Source organism: Halobaculum roseum (assembly GCF_019880245.1).
In the GTDB taxonomy this organism is placed as follows: domain Archaea; phylum Halobacteriota; class Halobacteria; order Halobacteriales; family Haloferacaceae; genus Halobaculum; species Halobaculum roseum.
The window spans coordinates 996,424-1,014,328 of record NZ_CP082286.1; the positions used below are offsets into that span (position 1 = coordinate 996,424).

A 17,905-nucleotide genomic window follows, 5' to 3' on the forward strand; every position below is an offset into this window, starting at 1 on the left:
AGGCTTCCACTATCCGAACGAGTAATACACATCAAACAACCGTGAACTCCGTTGAACGATGCGCGCCACCTATCGCGTCGGGTCTCTCGAACACACGCCGACGAACCCCTGCACAGGATTCGAAACGGTCTGACGGCGGCACGCGCGCTCCCGGCGGGGACACCGGCCCGCCGCCACGCGCCGCCAGATCGTTCGCGACACGCCCCACCGCGAGTACAGTCGCAGACGCGTCCGATCCGGCGTTCCGTACCGAGGACCCCACCCACGCGCTTTACCCCTTCCCCGTCGAACGCGGATCCGACACATGATCTCCTCCGAGCGGATGGCGATGGTCGACCGCAACGCCGCGGCGCTCGGCGTCTCGACGAAACAGCTGATGGAGTCGTCGGGCAACGCCGTCGCCCGCGCGGTCCGCGAGCGGGCGGATCCCGGCGACGGCGTTCTCGTGGTGTGCGGTCGCGGGAACAACGGCGGCGACGCGATGGTCGCCGCGCGCTTCCTCGAGGAGTTCGAGACCGAGACGCTGCTTCTCGGCAGGCCGGGGACGATCCGCACCGAGATCGCCCGTGAGAACTGGGACGCGATCGCAGAGAGCGACCTCCCGACCCGGACGGTCACCGACTCCCGGGAGTTCGACCTCGACGAGCACGACCCCGACCTCGTGGTCGACGCGATGCTCGGCACCGGCGTGACGGGCGCGCTCCGGGAGCCGGAGGCGACCGTCGCCCGCCGGGTCAACGCCGCCGACGTGCCCGTCGTCTCCGTGGACGTGCCCTCCGGCGTCGACGCCGACACGGGGACGGCCGCCGGCACCGCGGTCGACGCCGACGCGGTCGTCACCTTCCACGACGACAAGCCCGGGCTCGCGGACCTCGCCGCCGACGTGACGGTCGCGGACATCGGCATCCCGTCGGCCGCCGAGACGTTCGTCGGCCCGGGAGATCTGCTGGCGCTCGACCGCGACGCCGACTCCCACAAGGGCGACAACGGCGAGGTGCTCGTCGTCGGCGGCGGTCCCTACACCGGCGCGCCCGCGCTCGCCGCCCGCGCCGCGCTGCGCGCCGGCGCCGACCTCGTCCGGGTCGCCTGTCCCGCCCCGGTCGCCCGCGAGATCCAGGGGTACGGGCCGGACCTCATCGTCCGCGGGTTCGACGGCGACCGCCTCGCGCCGCGACACGTCGACGACCTCCTCGATCGCGCGGCCGACCAGGACGCGGTCGTCTTCGGTCCCGGACTCGGCAGCGACGACGCGACGCTGGAGGCCGTCGCCGAATTCCTCGCCGGCTACGACGGCCGCGCGGTCGTCGACGCCGACGCGCTGCAGGTCGCCCCCGGGGTCGACACCGACGCCGAGTTGATCTGCACGCCCCACCAGGGGGAGTTGCGGAAGATGGGCGGCGAGACCGCCGCCGACTGGCGCGAGCGAGCCGACCTCGTCACGGAATTCGCGAGCGATCTCGGCCACACGCTGCTCGTGAAGGGCCGGTACGACGTGGTCAGCGACGGCGAGGAGACCCGCGTCGGTCGCACCGGCAACCCGGGGATGACCGTCGGGGGGACCGGCGACGTGCTCGCGGGCGTGACGGGCGCGCTGGCCGTACAGATCGACTCGACGCTGCAGGCGGCCGCGCTCGCGGCGTGGGCGAACGGGCGCGCCGGCGACGACGCCGCCGCGGAGTACGGGAACGGTCTCGCGGCCTCGGACCTCCCGGACCGGATCCCACAAGCCCTCCGCGACGAAGAGGTGTGACATGAGCGACGACGACCTCACACACACCGACGACGCGGGCGACGTGCAGATGGTGAACGTCGGCGAGAAGCCCGACTCCGCCCGGCGAGCGGTCGCGCGCGGCACGATCCACCTCACCGAGTCGACGGTCGAGGCCGTCCGCGGCAACGAGGTGAAGAAGGGCGACGTGCTCGCGACCGCGCGGATCGGCGCGGTGCAGGCGGTGAAACACACCTGGGAGACGATCCCGATGTGCCACCAGATCCCGATCACGAACGTCGACACCGACTTCGAGATGGACGAGGAGCGCATCGACCTGGAGGTCGCCGTCGAGACGACCGGGAAGACGGGCTGCGAGATGGAGGCGCTCGAGGGAGTCACGACCGGCCTGAACGTCGTCTGGGACATGGTGAAGGCCGCCGAGAAGGACGCGACCGGCGGCTACCCGAACACCCGGATCACGGACGTGGAAGTCGTGACGAAGGACAAGACCGTGCTGGAGTGATCCCGAGCGCCGCGGGTGTCGCGCCGGCCCGATTGCGTCCGCCGGATACCTTTTAGTCACGGCCGCGGAACCACCATCCATGATATCACTCGACGAGGCCGTCACCGCCAGACTGGAGTCGCACGGCACACGATTCGAGGTGCTCATCGACCCGGACGCGGCGCTGGCGATCAAGCGCGGCGAGTTCGAGGGCGACCTGGAGGACGTGATCGCCGCCGAGGACGTCTTCGAGAACGCCTCCCGCGGCGACCGCCCGCCCGAGGAGGACGTCGAGGAGGTGTTCGGCACGACCGACGCGATGGAGATCATCCCGGAGGTCGTCAAGCGCGGGGAGATCCAGATCACCGCCGAGCAGCGCAAGGAGATGCTCGAACAGAAGCACAAACAGCTGGTCAACCGGATCACGCGCAACGCGGTGAACCCGCAGATGGACGACGCGCCTCACCCGCCCGAGCGCATCGAGCGCGCGCTTGAGGAGGCCGGGTTCACCGTCGAGCCGATGGAGCCCGTCGAGAACCAGATCGACGACGCGCTGGAGGCGCTCCGGCCGGTCATCCCGATCCGGTTCGACGAGGTGACGATCGCGGTGCAGCTGCCCGCCGACTACGCCGGCTCCGGGCAGGCGAAGGTGCGCGAGTTCGGGGAGTTGGAGCGCGAGGAGTGGCAAAGCGACGGCTCGTGGGTCGGCGTCGTCACGTTCCCCGCGGGGCTGCAGAACGACTTCTACGACCTGGTGAACGAGGTGTCCAGCGGCGAGGCGGACACACGCGTCGTGAAGGAGGAAGACGAGATCAGTCGCCGCTAGCGACGCGTCACGACCCGAACCGAACCCGCCGTGGGGAGATCATCCCCGCTTGAAGCCGACGAAGAAGCCGCCGGTGAAGCCCGCGGACACCGACAGCGTCGAGAGGATCGTCTCGACCCACGTGGGTGGCGTCTCGGCGGTCGCGGCGCTGCCGAGCGACTCGAACGCGCCGCCGAGCTTGTCCCAGTTCACCGTCAGGACTCCACGGGATTCGAGGAACTTGAACAGCGCGAGCTCCAGCCCGACGATCACCGCGATCAGCTTCGCGATCTTCTTGGCCGCGAACCCGATGATCCCCCCGATGACGGCCCCCGTCCCCAGCTCGAAGCCGAGCTGCCGGGGGTCGATATCCAACTGTGCGAGCAGTTCCGGTCCTGGCATACCGCGGTGTGGGCCGTCCCCGGTTAAGTCGTTTGTGGGGCGAACGGCTACACGATAGTGATCACGTTATCAGTCATCCGCCCACGCCGGCGGCAACAACGCCACCAACGCCACCAACGACACCGTCAGGCTGTCGTCCCGGATCGATCGCACGACTGCGGCGTCGACTCCACGACGACGCCGGCGCGGAATCGACGACGACATTGGCGCGGAATTGAAGTCCTCCGACCGCGTACTCGCGCGTATGCACGCACAGCCGTCCGACGTTTCGAACCGCGAGGTGGGGGCCGGCCATCCCTGACCGTCGCACCGGGGACGCGCCGACCGCGGTCGTCGCGAAGCGCGTCGACCGCGGACGCGCCGACCTGACGGAGATCACCGAGCTCGCCCGCGCCGCCGGCTACGAGGTGACCGCGTCGTTGACACAGACCCGGGAACAGGACCCGGCGTACCACTTCGGGGAGGGGAAGGCCGACGAACTCGCACGGCTCGTCGCCCGCGAGGACGCCGACGTCCTCATCGTCGACAACGAGGTCGGCCCGTACCAGACGTTCAACATCGGGTCGAAGCTCCCCGAGGGCGTCGAGGTCGTCGACCGCTTCACGCTCATCCTCGATATCTTCGGCCAGCGCGCGCAGACGCGCAAGGCGCAGCTACAGGTCGAGCTGGCGGAGCTGCGCTACGAGCTGCCGCGCGCGGAGGTGAAAGCCAGCCTCGCGAAGCGCGACGAGCGCCCCGGGTTCATGGGGCTCGGCGAGTACGACGAGTCGCGCGAGCGCGACATCAAAGCGCAGATCAGCCGCATCAAGGACGAGCTCGACGCGATCGCGGAAACCGAGGAGAAGCGCCGCGAGCGCCGCCGGGAGTCCGGTTTCGATCTGGTCGCGCTGGCGGGGTACACGAACGCAGGGAAGTCGACGCTCTTGCGACGCCTCGCGGACGACCTCGACGTCGACGAGAACGCGGAGAAACACCCGGACCTGGACTCGACGGCCGAGTCCGAGAACCAGCTGTTCACGACGCTCGGGACGACGACCCGCCGCGCGAACACCGGGAAGCGGGACGTGCTGCTCACCGACACGGTCGGATTCATCTCCGACCTGCCGCACTGGCTGGTGGAGTCGTTCAAGTCGACGCTCCAGTCGGTGTACCACGCCGACCTCGTGCTCCTCGTCGTCGACGCCAGCGAGCCCGTCGAGGAGATGCGCGAGAAGCTCGTCACCTCCCACGACACGCTATACGAGCGAAACGAGGCGCCCATCGTCACGGTGTTCAACAAGGTCGACCGCCTCGACGAGGAGGAGCTCCGCCGCAAACGCGAGGCGCTGTCCGCGCTGGCGCCGAATCCGGTGTGCGTCTCCGGCCTGACCGGCGACCGGGTCGACGACCTCCGCGAGCGCGTCGAGGCCGAACTCCCCGACTGGAAGCGCGAGCGGCTGCTGCTCCCGCTGTCGGACGACGCGATGAGCCTCGTCTCGTGGGTCCACGACAACGGCCACGTCGAACGCGAGGAGTACGACGCCACGCAGGTGGACCTGGAGTTCGAGGCGCCGCCCTCGGTCGTCGAGCAGGCGCGCTCGCGGGCGGCCGACCTCGACAGCCAGGCGCCACCGGAGTCGGTCGAATCGCCGTAGTCGTCGCCGCCTCCGACCACGAGCGTTCCCCCCGTTTTCACCCCGTGTGACCCCGTTAGCCGACGGATACCAAACAGGTGTCCCGCCAACGCCGCGACCGAGATGCGCGATCACAGGTTCCACGTCGTCTGCCGCGACTGTCCCACCGAGCTCCTGAGCGACTCCGAGCGCGACGCGACACGTCTCGCCGCCGATCACGAGAACGCCGCCGGTCACAACGTCGCGATCGGTCGCGTGGACTGACCGCGACCGACGCTGCCGTCGAGCGCGGGAACGCTGCCCGTGCGATGGCCGGCTGGCCGGTGGCGAGCCTCGCCGCTCCGCACGGATCGACCGAGGCTTGTACCGGGCGGCCGATCGACGGGTATGACCGATCAGCCGTCGACACCGACGGATATCGACGACAGACTCGACACCGCGGTCTCCGCGGCCGAGCACGGGGGAACCGTCGCGCTCGACTCCTTCCGCACGTCGCTCGACGTGGAGACGAAAGCCGAGGGCTCGATGGACGCCGTCACGGCGGTCGACCGGGCCGTCCAGGAACGCGTGTTCGAGTTCATCGGCGAGCGATACCCCGACGACGCGATCGTCGGCGAGGAGGACGACGCGCTGAAGACGGTGCCGGAGGAGGGCGTCGCCTGGGTCGTCGACCCGATCGACGGCACGAACAACTACGTCGCCGGCAACCGCGTCTGGATGACCAGCGTCGCGGTCTGCCGCGACGGCGACCCCGTCGCCGCCGCGAACTTCGCGCCCGCGACCGGCGACCTGTACGCCGCGGGCGCGGACCGGACCCGCCGTAACGGCGACCCGGCCGCCGTCAGCGACGAGACCGATCCGGAGTCGTTCCTCGTCAACCCGATCTTCGGAGTGTCGCGGTCGGACAGACGGGAACTGTCGGCCGTCGTCGACACCGTGCTCGCGGAGTTCGGCGACCTCCGGCGGTTCGGCTGCGCGCAGGCGGCGCTGTCGGGCGTCGCGACCGGCGAACTGGAGGCGACCGTCTCGACGGTCGAGCTCAACGACTGGGACACCGCGGCGGGCGTCCACCTCGTCCGGCGAGCGGGCGGCACGGCGACAGACGTGCACGGCGATCGCTGGCGCCCGGGCTCACGAGGGTTGATCGCCTCGAACGGCGAGGCACACGACACGCTCGTCGAGTCGTTCGCGCCCGAGGAGTGAGACGGGGGTGCGGTCCGTCGCGGGGAGGGGGAGCGCTCGACCTACCGGAGCGACTCGACCACGCGAAGGATGTCCTCCTTCTCCTGCACGCCGACGAGGCGCTCGGCCTCCTCGCCGTCCGCGAAGAACTGGAGTGCGGGGATCCCTCGGACGCCGGCCTCGCCCGCGAGTCCCTGGAACTCGTCGACGTCGACCTTGAGGACGGTGAGGTTCTCGACCTCCGCGGCGACCTCCTCGATCGTCGGCTCCAGCATCTTGCATGGGCCACACCAGTCGGCGTGGTAGTCGACGAGGACGATCCCCTCGCTCGTCAGCTCCGCGAACTGGTCCTCGCTCTCGATGTGGATGGGTTCCTCTGCGGGGGTTTGGCCACTCATACCAGTTGGTTGGCGAGTGCGCGTGATAACCGTTCCACACGAATGTCGGCGTCGCGCACGACCGCGAAACCCGTCCGAACGCGACCCGTTCCGTCGCCGTCGCTGAGGAGTGAGTTGGGATAGGATGGGCGAACAGGCGACTCGCGGCGGCGTCCGTCGGTGAGTCGCACACCCGCGGAGCGACGGACGGCGGTTCTCAGCGCATGCGACGGCGTGGTCCCGTCACCGTACTTCAAGTCTCGTACGAGAGCTGGACGCCATCATCGAGGCGTTCCACGTCCGTCAGGTCGAGTTCGGGGAAGTCGTCGACGAACCCCTCCCCGTCCGCGAGCGTCGGCGCCCCGCGGCCGCCGATCACGAGCGAGCCGACGTAGACGGTGAGTTCGTCGACGAGGCCGGCCTCGAACAGCGAGAAGATCACCTCGCCGCCGCCCTCCACCATGACGCGCTCGATCCCCTCGCGTTCGAGCGCGTCGAAGGCGGCCCGGAGGTCGACGCGGCCGGCGTGGGCGTTCTCGCCGTCCTCGCTTCCGGTGTCGTCGCCATCGCTGCCATCGCCGCCGGCCGAGACGATCTCGGCGCCGGCGTCGCGGAGGGCGTCCAGGCGGTCGGGGTCGGCCGCGTCGTTCACGAGCAGGTAGGTGGTCGCCTCGTCGTCGAGGATCCGGGCGTCCGTCGGGGTACGGGCGCGCGAGTCGGCGACGACGCGGGCTGGATTTCCGGGACGGCCGTCGCGCAGGCGCTGGACGCGGCGGTCCTCCTCGTCGAGGGTGAGGTGCGGGTCGTCCGCGAGGACCGTTCCGACGCCGACGAGCACGGCGTCCGCGGCCGCGCGGATCCGGTCGACCCGGTCGAAGTCGTCGGCACCGCTGATCTCGACCTGCTCGCGGCGGCGCGAGGAGAGCTTCCCGTCGACGGAGACGGCGGCGTTGACGTGAACGTACACTGCGCTGAAGTCGGTCGTCGTCGGCTCAGTTCTGCCGGTGCCCGAGCGGCTTCTTCTGCTCCACCTGGATCTCGACGTGGACGGAGTCGGGGAAGTCCATGTGGCCGACCTCGCGGGCGATGTGGTCGTTGCCGTGGATCTCCAGGCGGCGCGCGAACACCTCGAACGACCACTCGGCGAGCTCGTCGCCCGAGGAGAGTCCCTCGTACAGCGGGACGCGGACGCGCTCGGAGGGTTCGGTGTGGGGGCCCTTGCACTCGGCGCCTTTCCGTTCGAGCATCTCCCTGATGCCGTTCACGGTGTCGTCGAGCGCGGCCCGGTCCCCGCTTTGGAACCGAAGTTTGGTTACGAAGGTCATGAGCTGAGGGTCTACCCACTCTGTTACGCCCGAGCGCCAAAAGGGCATCTACCCGCGCGGCGCCACGTGGGGACCTCACACGACAGTCGGCAGATCGCTCACACGGCGGGCGCGCGTTCGCGACGATCGGGGTGCCGTTCACGGAGCAGTCGCCGTTGCGGTCGCGGCGGCGCGTCGCTCGGAGGCGCCCTCGCGGACGCTGGAGGCCGCACAGGCGTCGTTCGGGCCGATGGACGGGTCTCGGCTCCGACATACTCTTGAACCGGGGTGGCTTACCTGTCGCCAATGCCGGTCGAAGCGACTAGCGCTGGAGCCATCCTCTTCCGCGACACCCGCGGCAAACGGGAGTATCTGCTCCTGAAGAGCCGACCCGGGGACTGGGAGTTCCCCAAGGGCGGGGTCGAAGGGGAAGAGGAACTCCAGCAGACGGCGATCAGAGAAGTGACCGAGGAGGCGGGAGTCGAGGACTTCCGGCTCATCGACGGCTTCCGCGAGGAGTACGACTACGTGTTCGAGGCGGGCGGGAACACCATCCACAAGACGGTGCACCTGTTCATCGCCCACTCGTTCGAGGCCTCCGCGGAACTGTCGACCGAACACCGCGACCTGCAGTGGCGCGACTACGAGCAGGCGCTCAACACCATCACCCAGGACGGCCCCCGCGACATCCTCGAACAGGCCCACGACTACCTGGACGAGCTCAAGGCGACCGAGGCCGAGGGGTACCTCCTCGAATCCGAGAGCTGATCGGGACCGTCCGCGCCGGCGCACGTGGAACGCGAACCGCCGGCCGCGCCTCAGCGGCGCACCGGCGACACCGAAACCGGTTAGTTCGCGTCCGCGCCACCTGCGGGTGTGTTTCGGGGCGCCGGCGACAGCGAGTTCGCCTTCGAGCTGCTCGTCAGCCGCTGGGCCGAACTCGCGTGGCACCCCGCAGCGGACGAGCGGCCGGTCGTCGTCGCGCGACAGCTGGGCACCCGCGAGCGCCGCTGGGACACCGTCGTCATCGAGGTCGACCCCGACGCGCTGGCGGTGCGGCGCGCGTTCGGCGACCGCGGACTCGATTCGGATCTCCTTCGCGTCGTCCGCGGCGCGCCCCGTGAGTACGCGTGGTACCGCGACGCCCTCGAGGACCCCGGGTTCCCGTGGCGGTACGTCCGGGAGGCCGTCCACCGCGCGGCCGGCCGCGACCTGATCGAGAAGCGCGGCGGGCGGAACGGCCGGATCGAGTTTCGCCGAAAGCGCGAGTACCCCGACTGGGTCGAGCGCGTCGTCGCGATCGAGAACAAGCCGGATCTGGACGCCAGCGCGGCCGCGGCGCTGTCTGACCAGCTCCGTCACGACGTGGACGCCGGCCTCGCCGACGAGGTGTGGGTCGCGACCTCGGCGACGGGGGACCGGGTGTCGCCGGCGCTGTTGGAGGACATGCCCGTCGAGGTCGGCGTCATGGAGTTCGATTTCTCCGAGGGCGTCGACGTCGACGCCGACGCCGCCGAGGTGGTATGGCACCCGACCGCGCTCGCCGCCGACGGCGACCCCCGAACCCGGCTGCTGCTGGCCGAACGCGCCTACGGGAAGGGCTGGCGGTCGTTCCGCGAGACGATGCGGCCCGACTGCCGGCACTTCGAGCTTCGCAGGGAGGGCCGCGCGCTCGTTCCGTACTGCACGGCGAAGGAACGCGTTCCGACAGCCGCCGAGTGCAAGGGCGGCTGCCCGGACTTCTCGCCGGAGCCGCCGCAGTGGCGGTCGAACGGCTGGCCGATCGAGGGCGGTCCGGGGAAGGGGATCCGGGCGCTGCTGGAGCGGCGGCGAGCGCGGGAGCGAAGACGGGCGGTCGGTGAGGAGTGATCCGGATGGCTGTCGGCGAGGAGCGACCGGGCGGACGGTCGGCGAGGAGTGATCGGGCGATCGGTCGACGACTCGTGAGTCACCTCAGGCGTCGCCGTTGACGACGACCTCGACGTCCTCGCGCGGCACCGCCAGCTTGAACGTCGGCACCGTGCGGTACTCGACCTCGACGACGTTCTTGCGCCGGAGGCTCTGGAGCGCGCGGCGCACGTCGCCGGCCTCGGCGTCGACGCCGTACTCGTCGCGGACCTTGTTCAGCACGGAGACGACGGACTCCGAGCGCTCGTCGTGGTCGGCGACGACGCGGAACACTTGTGCGTGGAGTTCGGGAACCGTTATCCGTTCGGGCACCGCGTTCGGGTAGTCCTCGTCGTCGACGACGCCCGGTTCGACGCCCGTGAGTTCCGCGGCCTCGCTCGTGGCTCGGATGAGGCTGTTGTCGTCGCGGTAGTAGTAGTCCTTCAGGTGGTTTTCGAGGTAGCTGTGCACGTCGCTGCCGCTGTCCATCCCCCACCGGTCGCCGAGCTCGCTGTTCTTCGTCGGCTGGAGCCGCACCACGTCGGCGAGCCGCTCCAGTTCCTCGTCGGTGAGGTCGCTCATCGCCGGAGGCTTCCCCGCGGTGGTATTTGGGCCTCCCGGTTGCGGCGTCCGCGACATCGCGGAGTGCCGCCGGGGAAACGGTTAGGTGACGACGCCGCGAGTCCACGCCCGTGCCCGAATCCGACACCGTCACCCTCGACATCGACGAGGAGATCGCCACGATCACGATCGACCGCCCGGACAAGCTCAACGCCCTGAACGTCGAGACCCTGGAGGCGCTCCGGTCGGCCATCGCGGAGGCCGAGGACGCCGAGGTGCGCGCGCTCGTGCTCACCGGCGCGGGTGAGAAGGCGTTCATCGCCGGCGCGGACATCTCCTACATGAAGGACCTCGGCACGCCCGAGGCGCAGGCGTACGCGGAGCTGGGCCACGACATCGCGCGGTCGCTGGAGACGTTCCCCGCGCCCAGCATCGCAGCGGTCAACGGCTACGCCTTCGGCGGCGGCTGTGAACTCGCGCTCGCGTGCGACCTCCGCGTCGCCGCCGAGAACGCCGTCTTCGGGCAGACCGAGATCGATCTCGGGATCGTTCCCGGCTGGGGCGGCACCCAGCGGCTCCCGCGACTCGTCAACGACGAGGTCGCCCGGCGGCTGATCCTCTTCGGCGACCGGATCGACGCGACCGACGCCCACGAGTACGGCATGGTCGGCGAGGTCGTCGCCCACGACCAGCTCGACTCCCGGATCGACGAGCTGACCGCCGATCTGGCGGCCCAGCCGAAGTTCGCCGTCGCGGCGGCCAAGGAGGCGATCAACCAGTCGTACGAGACGGGGCTGGGGGCCGGGCTGGAGTACGAACAGCGCGTCTTCTCGGGGCTGTTCGGGACGCCGGACCAGCGGGAGGGGATGGACGCGTTCGTGAACAAGCGGGACCCCGAATTCGAGTAAGGCGAGGCGTGAGAAAGCGAACGAAGCGAGCGACCGAGCGCTTCGGAACGAGCGGGGAGCGTGCCCGGTCGAGCCGACAGTGTGTGAATCGCTCCTGTGAATCCACTCGGCCAGCGAACGACGCGGACTCGACAATAGGGTGATACGGTCACGGCGCGTATCGCCGATCCGCATCATGTCCGAGGTCAAGCTATCCCGGGTGGAATCGCTGTTCGAGGAGCTGGAGTACCCGATAAGCCGTGCGGAGGCCGCCGGCGAGTTCGGCGACACGACCGTCCTGTTCGCCGACGGGGAGGGGAACCTGGGCCGGTACGTCTCGGAGTGCCCCAGCGAGCAGTTCGGAAGCGCGGACGACCTGTACGAGGAACTCCAGCTGGCGCTCCCGATCGAGGCGGTCGGCGAGCCCGGCCAGTCGGAGGGCGACGCCTGACCGTCGCCGACGCGGGTGGACCGGGCGGGGTGAGCGACGGGGCGCCGGACACCGCGTCGCGTCCGGACCCCCGAGCTTAAGTGCGAAGACGGCAGACCGAGGGGGTATGGAATTCTGCGACGAGTGCGGCTCGATGATGAAAGCCGACGACGACACGTGGGTGTGCGGGTCGTGCGGTCACGAGGAGCTTCGCGACGAGGCGGCCGAGGCGGCGATGACGACGACGCAGGGTCAGGAGGGCAGCACCGTGGTCGACGTCTCCGAGATGGACCAGTCGGAGATCGGCCCGACGGTCGAGCAGAAGTGCCCCGAGTGCGACGAGGTGCGGACCGTGCGCTACGAGATGAAGCAGATCCGCTCGGCCGACGAGTCCGAGACGCGCTTCTTCACGTGCACCGAGTGCGGCCAGAAGTGGCGCGAGGACGACCACTAAGCTGCGGTCCGCGCGGCCCCGGTTCTTCCGACCCCGTCCCGTCCCGTGACCGGCCGGCGCCGTTGGCGCCGCTGTTGCCGCCTTACTCGCCGTCACCGGCGCGCTCGGCCTCGGCTTCGTCGGGGTCGACGACGCGCTTGCCAGTCTCCTGCGGGATGACACGCCGGTCGGCGTCCTCCCACTCGCGCTCCAACTCCGCACCCTCGAACAGCCGGTCGAGGAAGACGGCGAGGCCGGCCACCTCCGAATGCGGCTGGTTCGTCACGCCCACGTTGTAGTCGGCCTCCTCGTAGAAGTCGAACGGTACCTTCTCGCCCCCGACGACGACGAGGAGGGGAGTTCCCTCGTCGACGGAGTCGGCGCGGACATCCGCCTCCACGTCCTGCACGCGCTCGCCGTACATCGTGAGATGAGCGACCGTTCCCTCCCAGTTGCGCGTGAACGCGCGCTGGTCGTCGCGCTGTTCGACGGCGAAGGGGCCGCCGAAGCGGTCGGTGATGTCGCGGATCGTCTCGGCGGACTGCCCGGCGTTGTCGGGGAGTATCACCCGGTCGGCGCCGAGCGCCCGCGCCGTCAGCCCCACGTGGGTCGTCATCCGGTCGTCCCGCCCGGGGCGGTGGCCGTACCGGAGGACGACGACCTCGTCGTTCATACGCCGAGCAACGGCGCGCCCGCGTAAGGGCGGTTCGCTTTCGGCGGCGACGCGGCGAACCGGCGACGCCGAATCCGCGCGTCGTCGCCGTGCATCGTCGCCGTCGACATCGTCTCCACCGTCGACATCGTCTCCACCGTCGACATCGTCTCCACCGTCGACATCGTCTCCACCGTCGACATCGTCTCCACCGTCGACATCGTCTCCACCGTCGACACCGACAGGCCGCCGACAGCATCGCCGCCGACGGCGCTTTCCGGGGCGAACTCCTTCGAGCCCACATGCGGAACTATCCGGAGGACATCGCGGGCGTCGACGACGAACGGTTGGTCGGCGAAACGGCGCTCGTGACCGGTTCGACCAGCGGGATCGGCCGGGAGGCGGCGCTGTCGCTCGGGCGCCTCGGCGCACACGTGATCGTCCACGGCCGCGACGAGGAGGCCGGCGCCGAGGTGGTCGAGGAGATCGACGCCGGCGTCAAAGAGGGAACGGCCGAGTTCGTCGCCGCCGACTTCGCGGATCCGGCCGAGGTCCGCGCGCTCGCGGACGCGACGCGGCGCGCCGCCGGCGACGACGGGCTCGACCTCCTTCTCAACAACGCGGGCGGCTACTTCCGCGAGGCGCGACGCACCGATCTGGGCGTCGAGTACACCTTCCACGTGAACCACCTCGCGCCGTACCAGCTCACCGCCGAGTTGCTCGACGACCTCGCGGACGACGCGCGCGTCGTCACCACCGCCTCGGAGGCGCACCGAGGCGATCAGATCGACCTCGACGCCGTGGACTCGGTTGACGGCTTCTCCTCGTGGCGGGCGTACCAGCGCTCGAAGCTGGCGAACGTGCAGTTCGCCGCGGAATTAGGCCGTCGGCTGCGCGAGCGCGACGACCGCGGGATCACCTCGAACAGCTTCCACCCGGGCGCGATCCCCGGCTCGGGCTTCTTCCGGCACCTCCCCGGCCCGCTGTCGGGCGCGGCGAGCGCGCTCGGGCGGCTCCCGTTCGCGACGACGCCCGCCGAGGGGGCCGCCACGGCGGTGTACCTCGCCGTCGCCGACGAGGTCGCCGACGCGACGGGGCGGTACTTCGCCGACTGCCGCGAGAGGAAGCCCTCGACGGAGGCGCAGGACCCGCGCGCGCAACGCCGGCTGTGGGAGGAGAGCGCCGATCTGCTCGGGATGGATGAACCGCTCTCGGCGCCCGTGGCCGACGAGGTCGAACCGACCGACTGAGCCCGCTGTGTCGTTCCGCATGCGGCGACCGCAAGACCTTTTCTGCGCGCTCGCCCCCGCAACGGCATGGACCTGACCGGAACCGCCGCCCTCGTCACGGGCGGCGGCGGCCTGATCGGATCACATCTCGCGGGACACCTCCAGTCGGAGTACGACGCGGACGTGCGCGTCGCCGACGACTTCTCGAAGGGCGAGCGCGACCGGATCCCCGACGGCGTCGACGTGATCGAGGCCGACCTGACCGACGAGGCCGAGACGCGCGAGGCGGTGACCGCGGACCTGGACGTGGTCTTCCACCTCGCGGCGTACACGGACACGAACTTCGACGACGACCGGACGCTGTTCGAGGAGAACACCGAGATGACGTACAACGTCCTCGAGGCGATGGCGGACGCGGGCGTGTCGAACCTCGCGTTCACCTCCTCCTCCACCGTCTACGGCGAGGCACCCCGGCCGACGCCCGAGGACTACGCCCCGCTGGAGCCGATCAGCATCTACGGCTCCTCGAAGCTGGCCGACGAGGCGCTCATCTCCACGTACGCGAAGAGCTACGGGTTCTCGGCGTGGGTGTACCGCTTCGCCAACATCGTCGGCCCCTACCAGCGCGGGAACGTGATCCCCGACTTCATCCAGAAGCTGCAGGCCGACCCCGAGGAACTGGAGATCCTCGGCGACGGCCGCCAGGAGAAGTCGTACCTCCACGTCACCGACTGCGTCGACGCGATGTGCCACGTCGTCGAGCACGGCGAGCGCGACCTCAACACGTACAACCTCGGCTCCAGGACCACGACCTCGGTGAACCGCATCGCGGACATCGTGGCCGAGGAGATGGGCCTGGACCCCGCATACAGCTACACCGGCGGCGACCGCGGCTGGACCGGCGACGTGCCCAAGATGCGCCTCTCCGTCGAGAAGCTCGCCGCCCTCGGCTGGGAGCCGCCCGCCTCCAGCGACGACGCCGTCCGCGCCGCGACGCGGGACCTGCTCGCGGAGCTGCGCTGAGGGTTCGGATCGGCGTGTGGAACTATTTACTCGGTAGTGAAAAACTATTTCGTGCCGGGGTTGTAGACGGTAGTATGAACCGATACCGTCAGACAACCTACGGGGACGCAGCCGACTCGATCCGCCGGATCAACGACCGCGCAATCTCGCTGGGGCGGCCCGCCGGCGACGACTGAACGAGCGCGGACCGTCCGCTCCCGCTACTTCTCGCCGGGTACGACCACCGTCATCGACGCCGCTGCCTCGGCATCGGTCGCGGCCAGCGATCCGACGACCTCGTACTCGCCGGGTTCCGGCGATGTCCACTCGCCCTCGTACTCGACGGTCGCCCCGGGTTCGACCGTCTCGCTCCCGAGCGCCATCGCGAACGCCCGCCCGTCGCTCCAGCGCCAGACCTCGTCGCCCTCGGCGTCGCGGGCGACGAACTCCGCGCGCTGGCCGTCGCTGAAGGAGAACTCGACCGCGTCGGGGCCGCCGTTCTCGACGGTGAGCGTGAGCGTGAGCCCCCCGTCGGTCGGTGCAACCGTGAGCGTCGGGTCCAGCGGCTCGCTCATACTACCGGGTCGCCATGTCGTGAAAAGAATCCTCCGGTCGGACGGTCGGAACGCTCAGTCGTCGCCGGAGTCGTACCCGAGCGCCGCGGCCGTGTCGAGCAGGCCCGCACCCTGCTCGTTGTCCGCGAGTCCGAGGTCCTCCGCGCTGTCGGCGAGTCGCGAACGGGCCTCCGTGTTCGTGTACCCGTTCGCCATCAGCTGGGCCGCGGCGCCGGCGACGTGCGGCGTCGCCATCGACGTGCCGGAGAAGGTGTCGTAGCCGCCGGGGACCGTCGAGTAGATGTCGGTTCCGGGCGCGATCATCTCGACCTCGGGGCCCGTCGAGGAGAAGTTCGACAGCGAGTCGTCGCTCGCCGAGGACGACACCGCGATGCACTCGCCGTAGGCGGCCGGGTAGCCGACGCAGTCGGAGCAGGGGCCGGAGTTGCCCGCCGCGGCGACGAGGAGGACGCCGCGGTCGACCGCGTAGGAACACGCGTCCTTCACCGTCTGGGAGCCCGAGGAGGCCCCGAGACTCATCGACCCCACGTCCCAGCCCTGATCGGCGGTGTACTCGATCCCGGCGGCGATGTCGGAGAACGAGCCCGAGCCGCGCTTGTCGAGGACCTTGACCGCGTGAAGCGTCGCCTCGGTGGCGACCCCCCTGACGCCGCGGTCGTTGTCGTCGGCGCCGGCGATCCCCGCGCAGTGGGTACCGTGGTCGTTGTCGTCGTCCCAGTCGTACTGGTAGTTCCCGCGCGCCTTCACGAACGCCCGGCCCGCCCCGAGATTCGCCTGAAGGTCGGGGTGATCCGAGTCGATACCGGTGTCGAGGATCGCGACGTCGGCGCCCGCGCCCGTGTCGCCGTTCGCGTGGGCGACCTCCGAGTCGGTGCGGTCGACTCCCCACGTGAGCTGCTGGGCGAGCGCGTGCATCCGCCCGTTCTGCTCGACGTAGCGCACGTCGGGGCGCCGCCCGAGCCCCTCGATCGCGTTCTCGCTGACCCGGATCGTTACCGCGTCGAACGCGAACTCTCTGACGACCTCGCTCGCCTCCGACAGCGCCGCACGCTTGCCGCTCGGGCCGCCGTAGCCGACGTTGACCTCGACGGTCCCCGGCGCCCCCGACGCCCCCGACGCCATGCCGGCGAGTCCGGTGGTCGCGGCGGCCGCGCCGGCCGCCCGCAGTACGTCGCGTCGCGTCTTCCCGTCACGGTGTGCCATGACGGATGGGACAGTGTGACACCCAATTATAATTCTATCGTTATAGTATTCAAATTAGTCTTTTTCGAGTCGATTTAGTAGTCTGGATAGCGATTCGATCTGTCGTCGGACCGCGGTCTGCCGTCAGCCCGTCGACGTGAGCCGGCCGGATGGGACATCACTTTACCGCAGCGAGGCCTATCCGCGGCCGTGCAGATCGTGGGCTACGAGACGCCGGCGGGCGCGCTGTTCGTGAGCGACGGCGCCCCGGACCCGAACGCCCCGCCGGGAACCGCGACCGGCGATGTCGACCGGATCGCCCTCGACCCCGGAACCGAGCTGTCGTGGCGCCTCGGCGACCGCCGCTGTGCCGGGACGATCCACGACGGGGGTCACGTCGCATGCGGGAACGAGGCGGCGCCGTACTGCGACGATCACCGTTCGACGTGGGTGTGCGCGCGCTGTACCGGGACCTGTCTCAAGGACGAGATGGACTGCTTCGACGACCACGCGATCTACGTCGCCGCGTTCGCCCCGGACACGTTCAAGGTGGGCGTGACGAGGGAGTGGCGCCTCGACACCCGCCTGCGCGAGCAGGGCGCCGACCGCGCGGTCCACCTGCGGACCGTCGAGAACGGCCGGATCGCCCGCGAGATAGAGGCCGGGATCGCCGCCCACGGGCTCGAACGGACGATCGGCGGCGACGGCGGCAGCCGCGTCGCCGGCGGCGACGCGGACGACACCCCTCTCGGCGCCGACCACGGTTCGGCCGCATCCGCCACCCCTGCGGACGCGGACGACGGGCTCCCCGACCGCGTGCGCGTCCCGACCAAGATCGCCGGTCTCGCCGAGACGGTGGACGGGGACGCGTGGGACGCGCTCCTGGCGGGCGTCGACTACGAGGAACGGTTCGCCTTCGACTACGGGCTCGATCTGGCAGAACGCCCCGTGGCCGAGACGCTCGCCTCGGGTACCGTCGTCGGGACGAAAGGGAGGGTCCTCGTGTTGGAGAACGGCGGGACCACGTACGCCGTCGACGTTCGCGACCTCGTCGGGTACGAGGTCGAGGAGGGCGACGGCGGGCGCGACCTCCAGTCGAGCCTCGGCGCGTTCGGGTAGCGACGGCGACGTGACGGCGACGCGACCGCGATGCGACGGCGACCGACGCGCT

Annotated in this window: 23 protein-coding genes; 14 read left to right on the plus strand and 9 right to left on the minus strand. The window is 70.1% G+C overall.

Annotated elements, in window-relative coordinates; all coding sequences use genetic code 11:
* Positions 1-304: 304 nt before the first annotated feature.
* From K6T36_RS05015 to K6T36_RS05025, 3 genes are all read left to right on the plus strand, one after another.
* Positions 305-1,750 (plus strand): NAD(P)H-hydrate dehydratase, encoded by a 1,446-nt coding sequence (locus K6T36_RS05015; RefSeq protein WP_222922877.1) that lies wholly within the window; start codon positions 305-307, stop codon positions 1,748-1,750.
* 1 nt (position 1,751) lies between these two features.
* Positions 1,752-2,234, plus strand: coding sequence for a cyclic pyranopterin monophosphate synthase MoaC (gene moaC / locus K6T36_RS05020; RefSeq protein ID WP_222922878.1), 483 nt, complete (start codon positions 1,752-1,754; stop codon positions 2,232-2,234).
* A gap of 79 nt (positions 2,235-2,313) precedes the next feature.
* Positions 2,314-3,039, plus strand: a complete 726-nt coding sequence (locus tag K6T36_RS05025) for a ribosome assembly factor SBDS (RefSeq protein ID WP_222608360.1) — start codon at positions 2,314-2,316, stop codon at positions 3,037-3,039.
* Positions 3,040-3,078: 39 nt separating this feature from the next.
* Here K6T36_RS05025 and K6T36_RS05030 read toward each other — a convergent pair whose 3' ends face one another.
* On the minus strand, positions 3,079-3,420 hold the full coding sequence (locus K6T36_RS05030; protein ID WP_222608361.1) for an FUN14 domain-containing protein: 342 nt from the start codon (positions 3,418-3,420) through the stop codon (positions 3,079-3,081).
* Positions 3,421-3,713: 293 nt separating this feature from the next.
* Between K6T36_RS05030 and hflX the strand changes: the two genes are divergently transcribed.
* The 3 genes from hflX (at position 3,714) to K6T36_RS05045 (ending at position 6,236) form a co-directional block, all read left to right on the plus strand.
* A complete protein-coding gene (hflX, locus tag K6T36_RS05035) occupies positions 3,714-5,054 on the plus strand; it encodes a GTPase HflX (RefSeq protein ID WP_222923366.1) in 1,341 nt (446 codons plus the stop codon).
* 102 nt (positions 5,055-5,156) lie between these two features.
* The gene (locus tag K6T36_RS05040; protein WP_222608362.1) at positions 5,157-5,297 is read left to right on the plus strand and encodes a hypothetical protein; all 141 of its coding nucleotides are present in this window, start codon (positions 5,157-5,159) and stop codon (positions 5,295-5,297) included.
* A gap of 123 nt (positions 5,298-5,420) precedes the next feature.
* Complete coding sequence (locus K6T36_RS05045; protein ID WP_222922879.1) at positions 5,421-6,236, plus strand: inositol monophosphatase family protein; 816 nt, start codon at positions 5,421-5,423, stop codon at positions 6,234-6,236.
* Positions 6,237-6,277: 41 nt separating this feature from the next.
* On the opposite strand, the gene trxA is transcribed toward K6T36_RS05045, so the two are convergent.
* The 3 genes from trxA to K6T36_RS05060 all read right to left on the minus strand — a co-directional run bounded on the left by trxA (position 6,278) and on the right by K6T36_RS05060 (position 7,917).
* Entirely contained in the window at positions 6,278-6,613 is a 336-nt protein-coding gene (trxA, locus tag K6T36_RS05050; RefSeq protein ID WP_222922880.1) for a thioredoxin, read from the minus strand.
* Positions 6,614-6,845: 232 nt separating this feature from the next.
* Positions 6,846-7,559 (minus strand): 2,5-diamino-6-(ribosylamino)-4(3H)-pyrimidinone 5'-phosphate reductase, encoded by a 714-nt coding sequence (locus tag K6T36_RS05055; RefSeq protein ID WP_222922881.1) that lies wholly within the window; start codon positions 7,557-7,559, stop codon positions 6,846-6,848.
* A 25-nt stretch (positions 7,560-7,584) separates the two neighbouring features.
* The gene (locus tag K6T36_RS05060) at positions 7,585-7,917 is read right to left on the minus strand and encodes an uS10/mL48 family ribosomal protein (RefSeq protein WP_222922882.1); all 333 of its coding nucleotides are present in this window, start codon (positions 7,915-7,917) and stop codon (positions 7,585-7,587) included.
* A 285-nt stretch (positions 7,918-8,202) separates the two neighbouring features.
* Here K6T36_RS05060 and K6T36_RS05065 point away from each other — a divergent pair, with 285 nt between their 5' ends.
* Both K6T36_RS05065 and K6T36_RS05070 read left to right on the plus strand, forming a co-directional pair.
* Complete coding sequence (locus tag K6T36_RS05065) at positions 8,203-8,664, plus strand: bis(5'-nucleosyl)-tetraphosphatase (RefSeq protein WP_222922883.1); 462 nt, start codon at positions 8,203-8,205, stop codon at positions 8,662-8,664.
* A gap of 108 nt (positions 8,665-8,772) precedes the next feature.
* Positions 8,773-9,765 (plus strand): DUF5787 family protein, encoded by a 993-nt coding sequence (locus tag K6T36_RS05070; RefSeq protein WP_222922884.1) that lies wholly within the window; start codon positions 8,773-8,775, stop codon positions 9,763-9,765.
* A gap of 84 nt (positions 9,766-9,849) precedes the next feature.
* Here K6T36_RS05070 and K6T36_RS05075 read toward each other — a convergent pair whose 3' ends face one another.
* On the minus strand, positions 9,850-10,365 hold the full coding sequence (locus tag K6T36_RS05075; RefSeq protein WP_222922885.1) for a DUF5797 family protein: 516 nt from the start codon (positions 10,363-10,365) through the stop codon (positions 9,850-9,852).
* A gap of 110 nt (positions 10,366-10,475) precedes the next feature.
* Between K6T36_RS05075 and K6T36_RS05080 the strand changes: the two genes are divergently transcribed.
* From K6T36_RS05080 to K6T36_RS05090, 3 genes are all read left to right on the plus strand, one after another.
* Positions 10,476-11,252: an enoyl-CoA hydratase/isomerase family protein gene (locus K6T36_RS05080; RefSeq protein WP_222922886.1), complete on the plus strand. Its 777-nt coding sequence runs from the start codon at positions 10,476-10,478 to the stop codon at positions 11,250-11,252.
* 175 nt (positions 11,253-11,427) lie between these two features.
* Positions 11,428-11,682, plus strand: a complete 255-nt coding sequence (locus K6T36_RS05085; protein ID WP_390182308.1) for a DUF5789 family protein — start codon at positions 11,428-11,430, stop codon at positions 11,680-11,682.
* 106 nt (positions 11,683-11,788) lie between these two features.
* Positions 11,789-12,115, plus strand: coding sequence for a transcription factor S (locus tag K6T36_RS05090; protein ID WP_222922887.1), 327 nt, complete (start codon positions 11,789-11,791; stop codon positions 12,113-12,115).
* 82 nt (positions 12,116-12,197) lie between these two features.
* Here K6T36_RS05090 and K6T36_RS05095 read toward each other — a convergent pair whose 3' ends face one another.
* Entirely contained in the window at positions 12,198-12,767 is a 570-nt protein-coding gene (locus tag K6T36_RS05095) for a tRNA (cytidine(56)-2'-O)-methyltransferase (RefSeq protein WP_222922888.1), read from the minus strand.
* Positions 12,764-13,048, minus strand: a complete 285-nt coding sequence (locus K6T36_RS05100) for a hypothetical protein (RefSeq protein ID WP_222922889.1) — start codon at positions 13,046-13,048, stop codon at positions 12,764-12,766. The genes K6T36_RS05095 and K6T36_RS05100 overlap by 4 nt, the downstream gene beginning before the upstream one ends.
* Here K6T36_RS05100 and K6T36_RS05105 point away from each other — a divergent pair, their 5' ends adjacent.
* Positions 13,049-13,996 (plus strand): SDR family NAD(P)-dependent oxidoreductase, encoded by a 948-nt coding sequence (locus K6T36_RS05105; RefSeq protein ID WP_222922890.1) that lies wholly within the window; start codon positions 13,049-13,051, stop codon positions 13,994-13,996. It begins immediately after the preceding gene.
* Positions 13,997-14,062: 66 nt separating this feature from the next.
* A complete protein-coding gene (locus tag K6T36_RS05110) occupies positions 14,063-14,998 on the plus strand; it encodes an NAD-dependent epimerase/dehydratase family protein (RefSeq protein ID WP_222922891.1) in 936 nt (311 codons plus the stop codon).
* 200 nt (positions 14,999-15,198) lie between these two features.
* Here the strand turns inward: K6T36_RS05110 and K6T36_RS05115 are convergent, their stop codons facing one another.
* A complete protein-coding gene (locus K6T36_RS05115) occupies positions 15,199-15,552 on the minus strand; it encodes a BsuPI-related putative proteinase inhibitor (RefSeq protein ID WP_222922892.1) in 354 nt (117 codons plus the stop codon).
* Between the two features lie 54 nt (positions 15,553-15,606).
* A complete protein-coding gene (locus K6T36_RS05120; RefSeq protein WP_222922893.1) occupies positions 15,607-16,755 on the minus strand; it encodes a S8 family peptidase in 1,149 nt (382 codons plus the stop codon).
* Between the two features lie 189 nt (positions 16,756-16,944).
* On the opposite strand from K6T36_RS05120, the gene K6T36_RS18870 reads away from it, so the two are divergent.
* Complete coding sequence (locus K6T36_RS18870) at positions 16,945-17,853, plus strand: DUF2797 domain-containing protein (protein WP_225935190.1); 909 nt, start codon at positions 16,945-16,947, stop codon at positions 17,851-17,853.
* Positions 17,854-17,905: the final 52 nt, after the last annotated feature.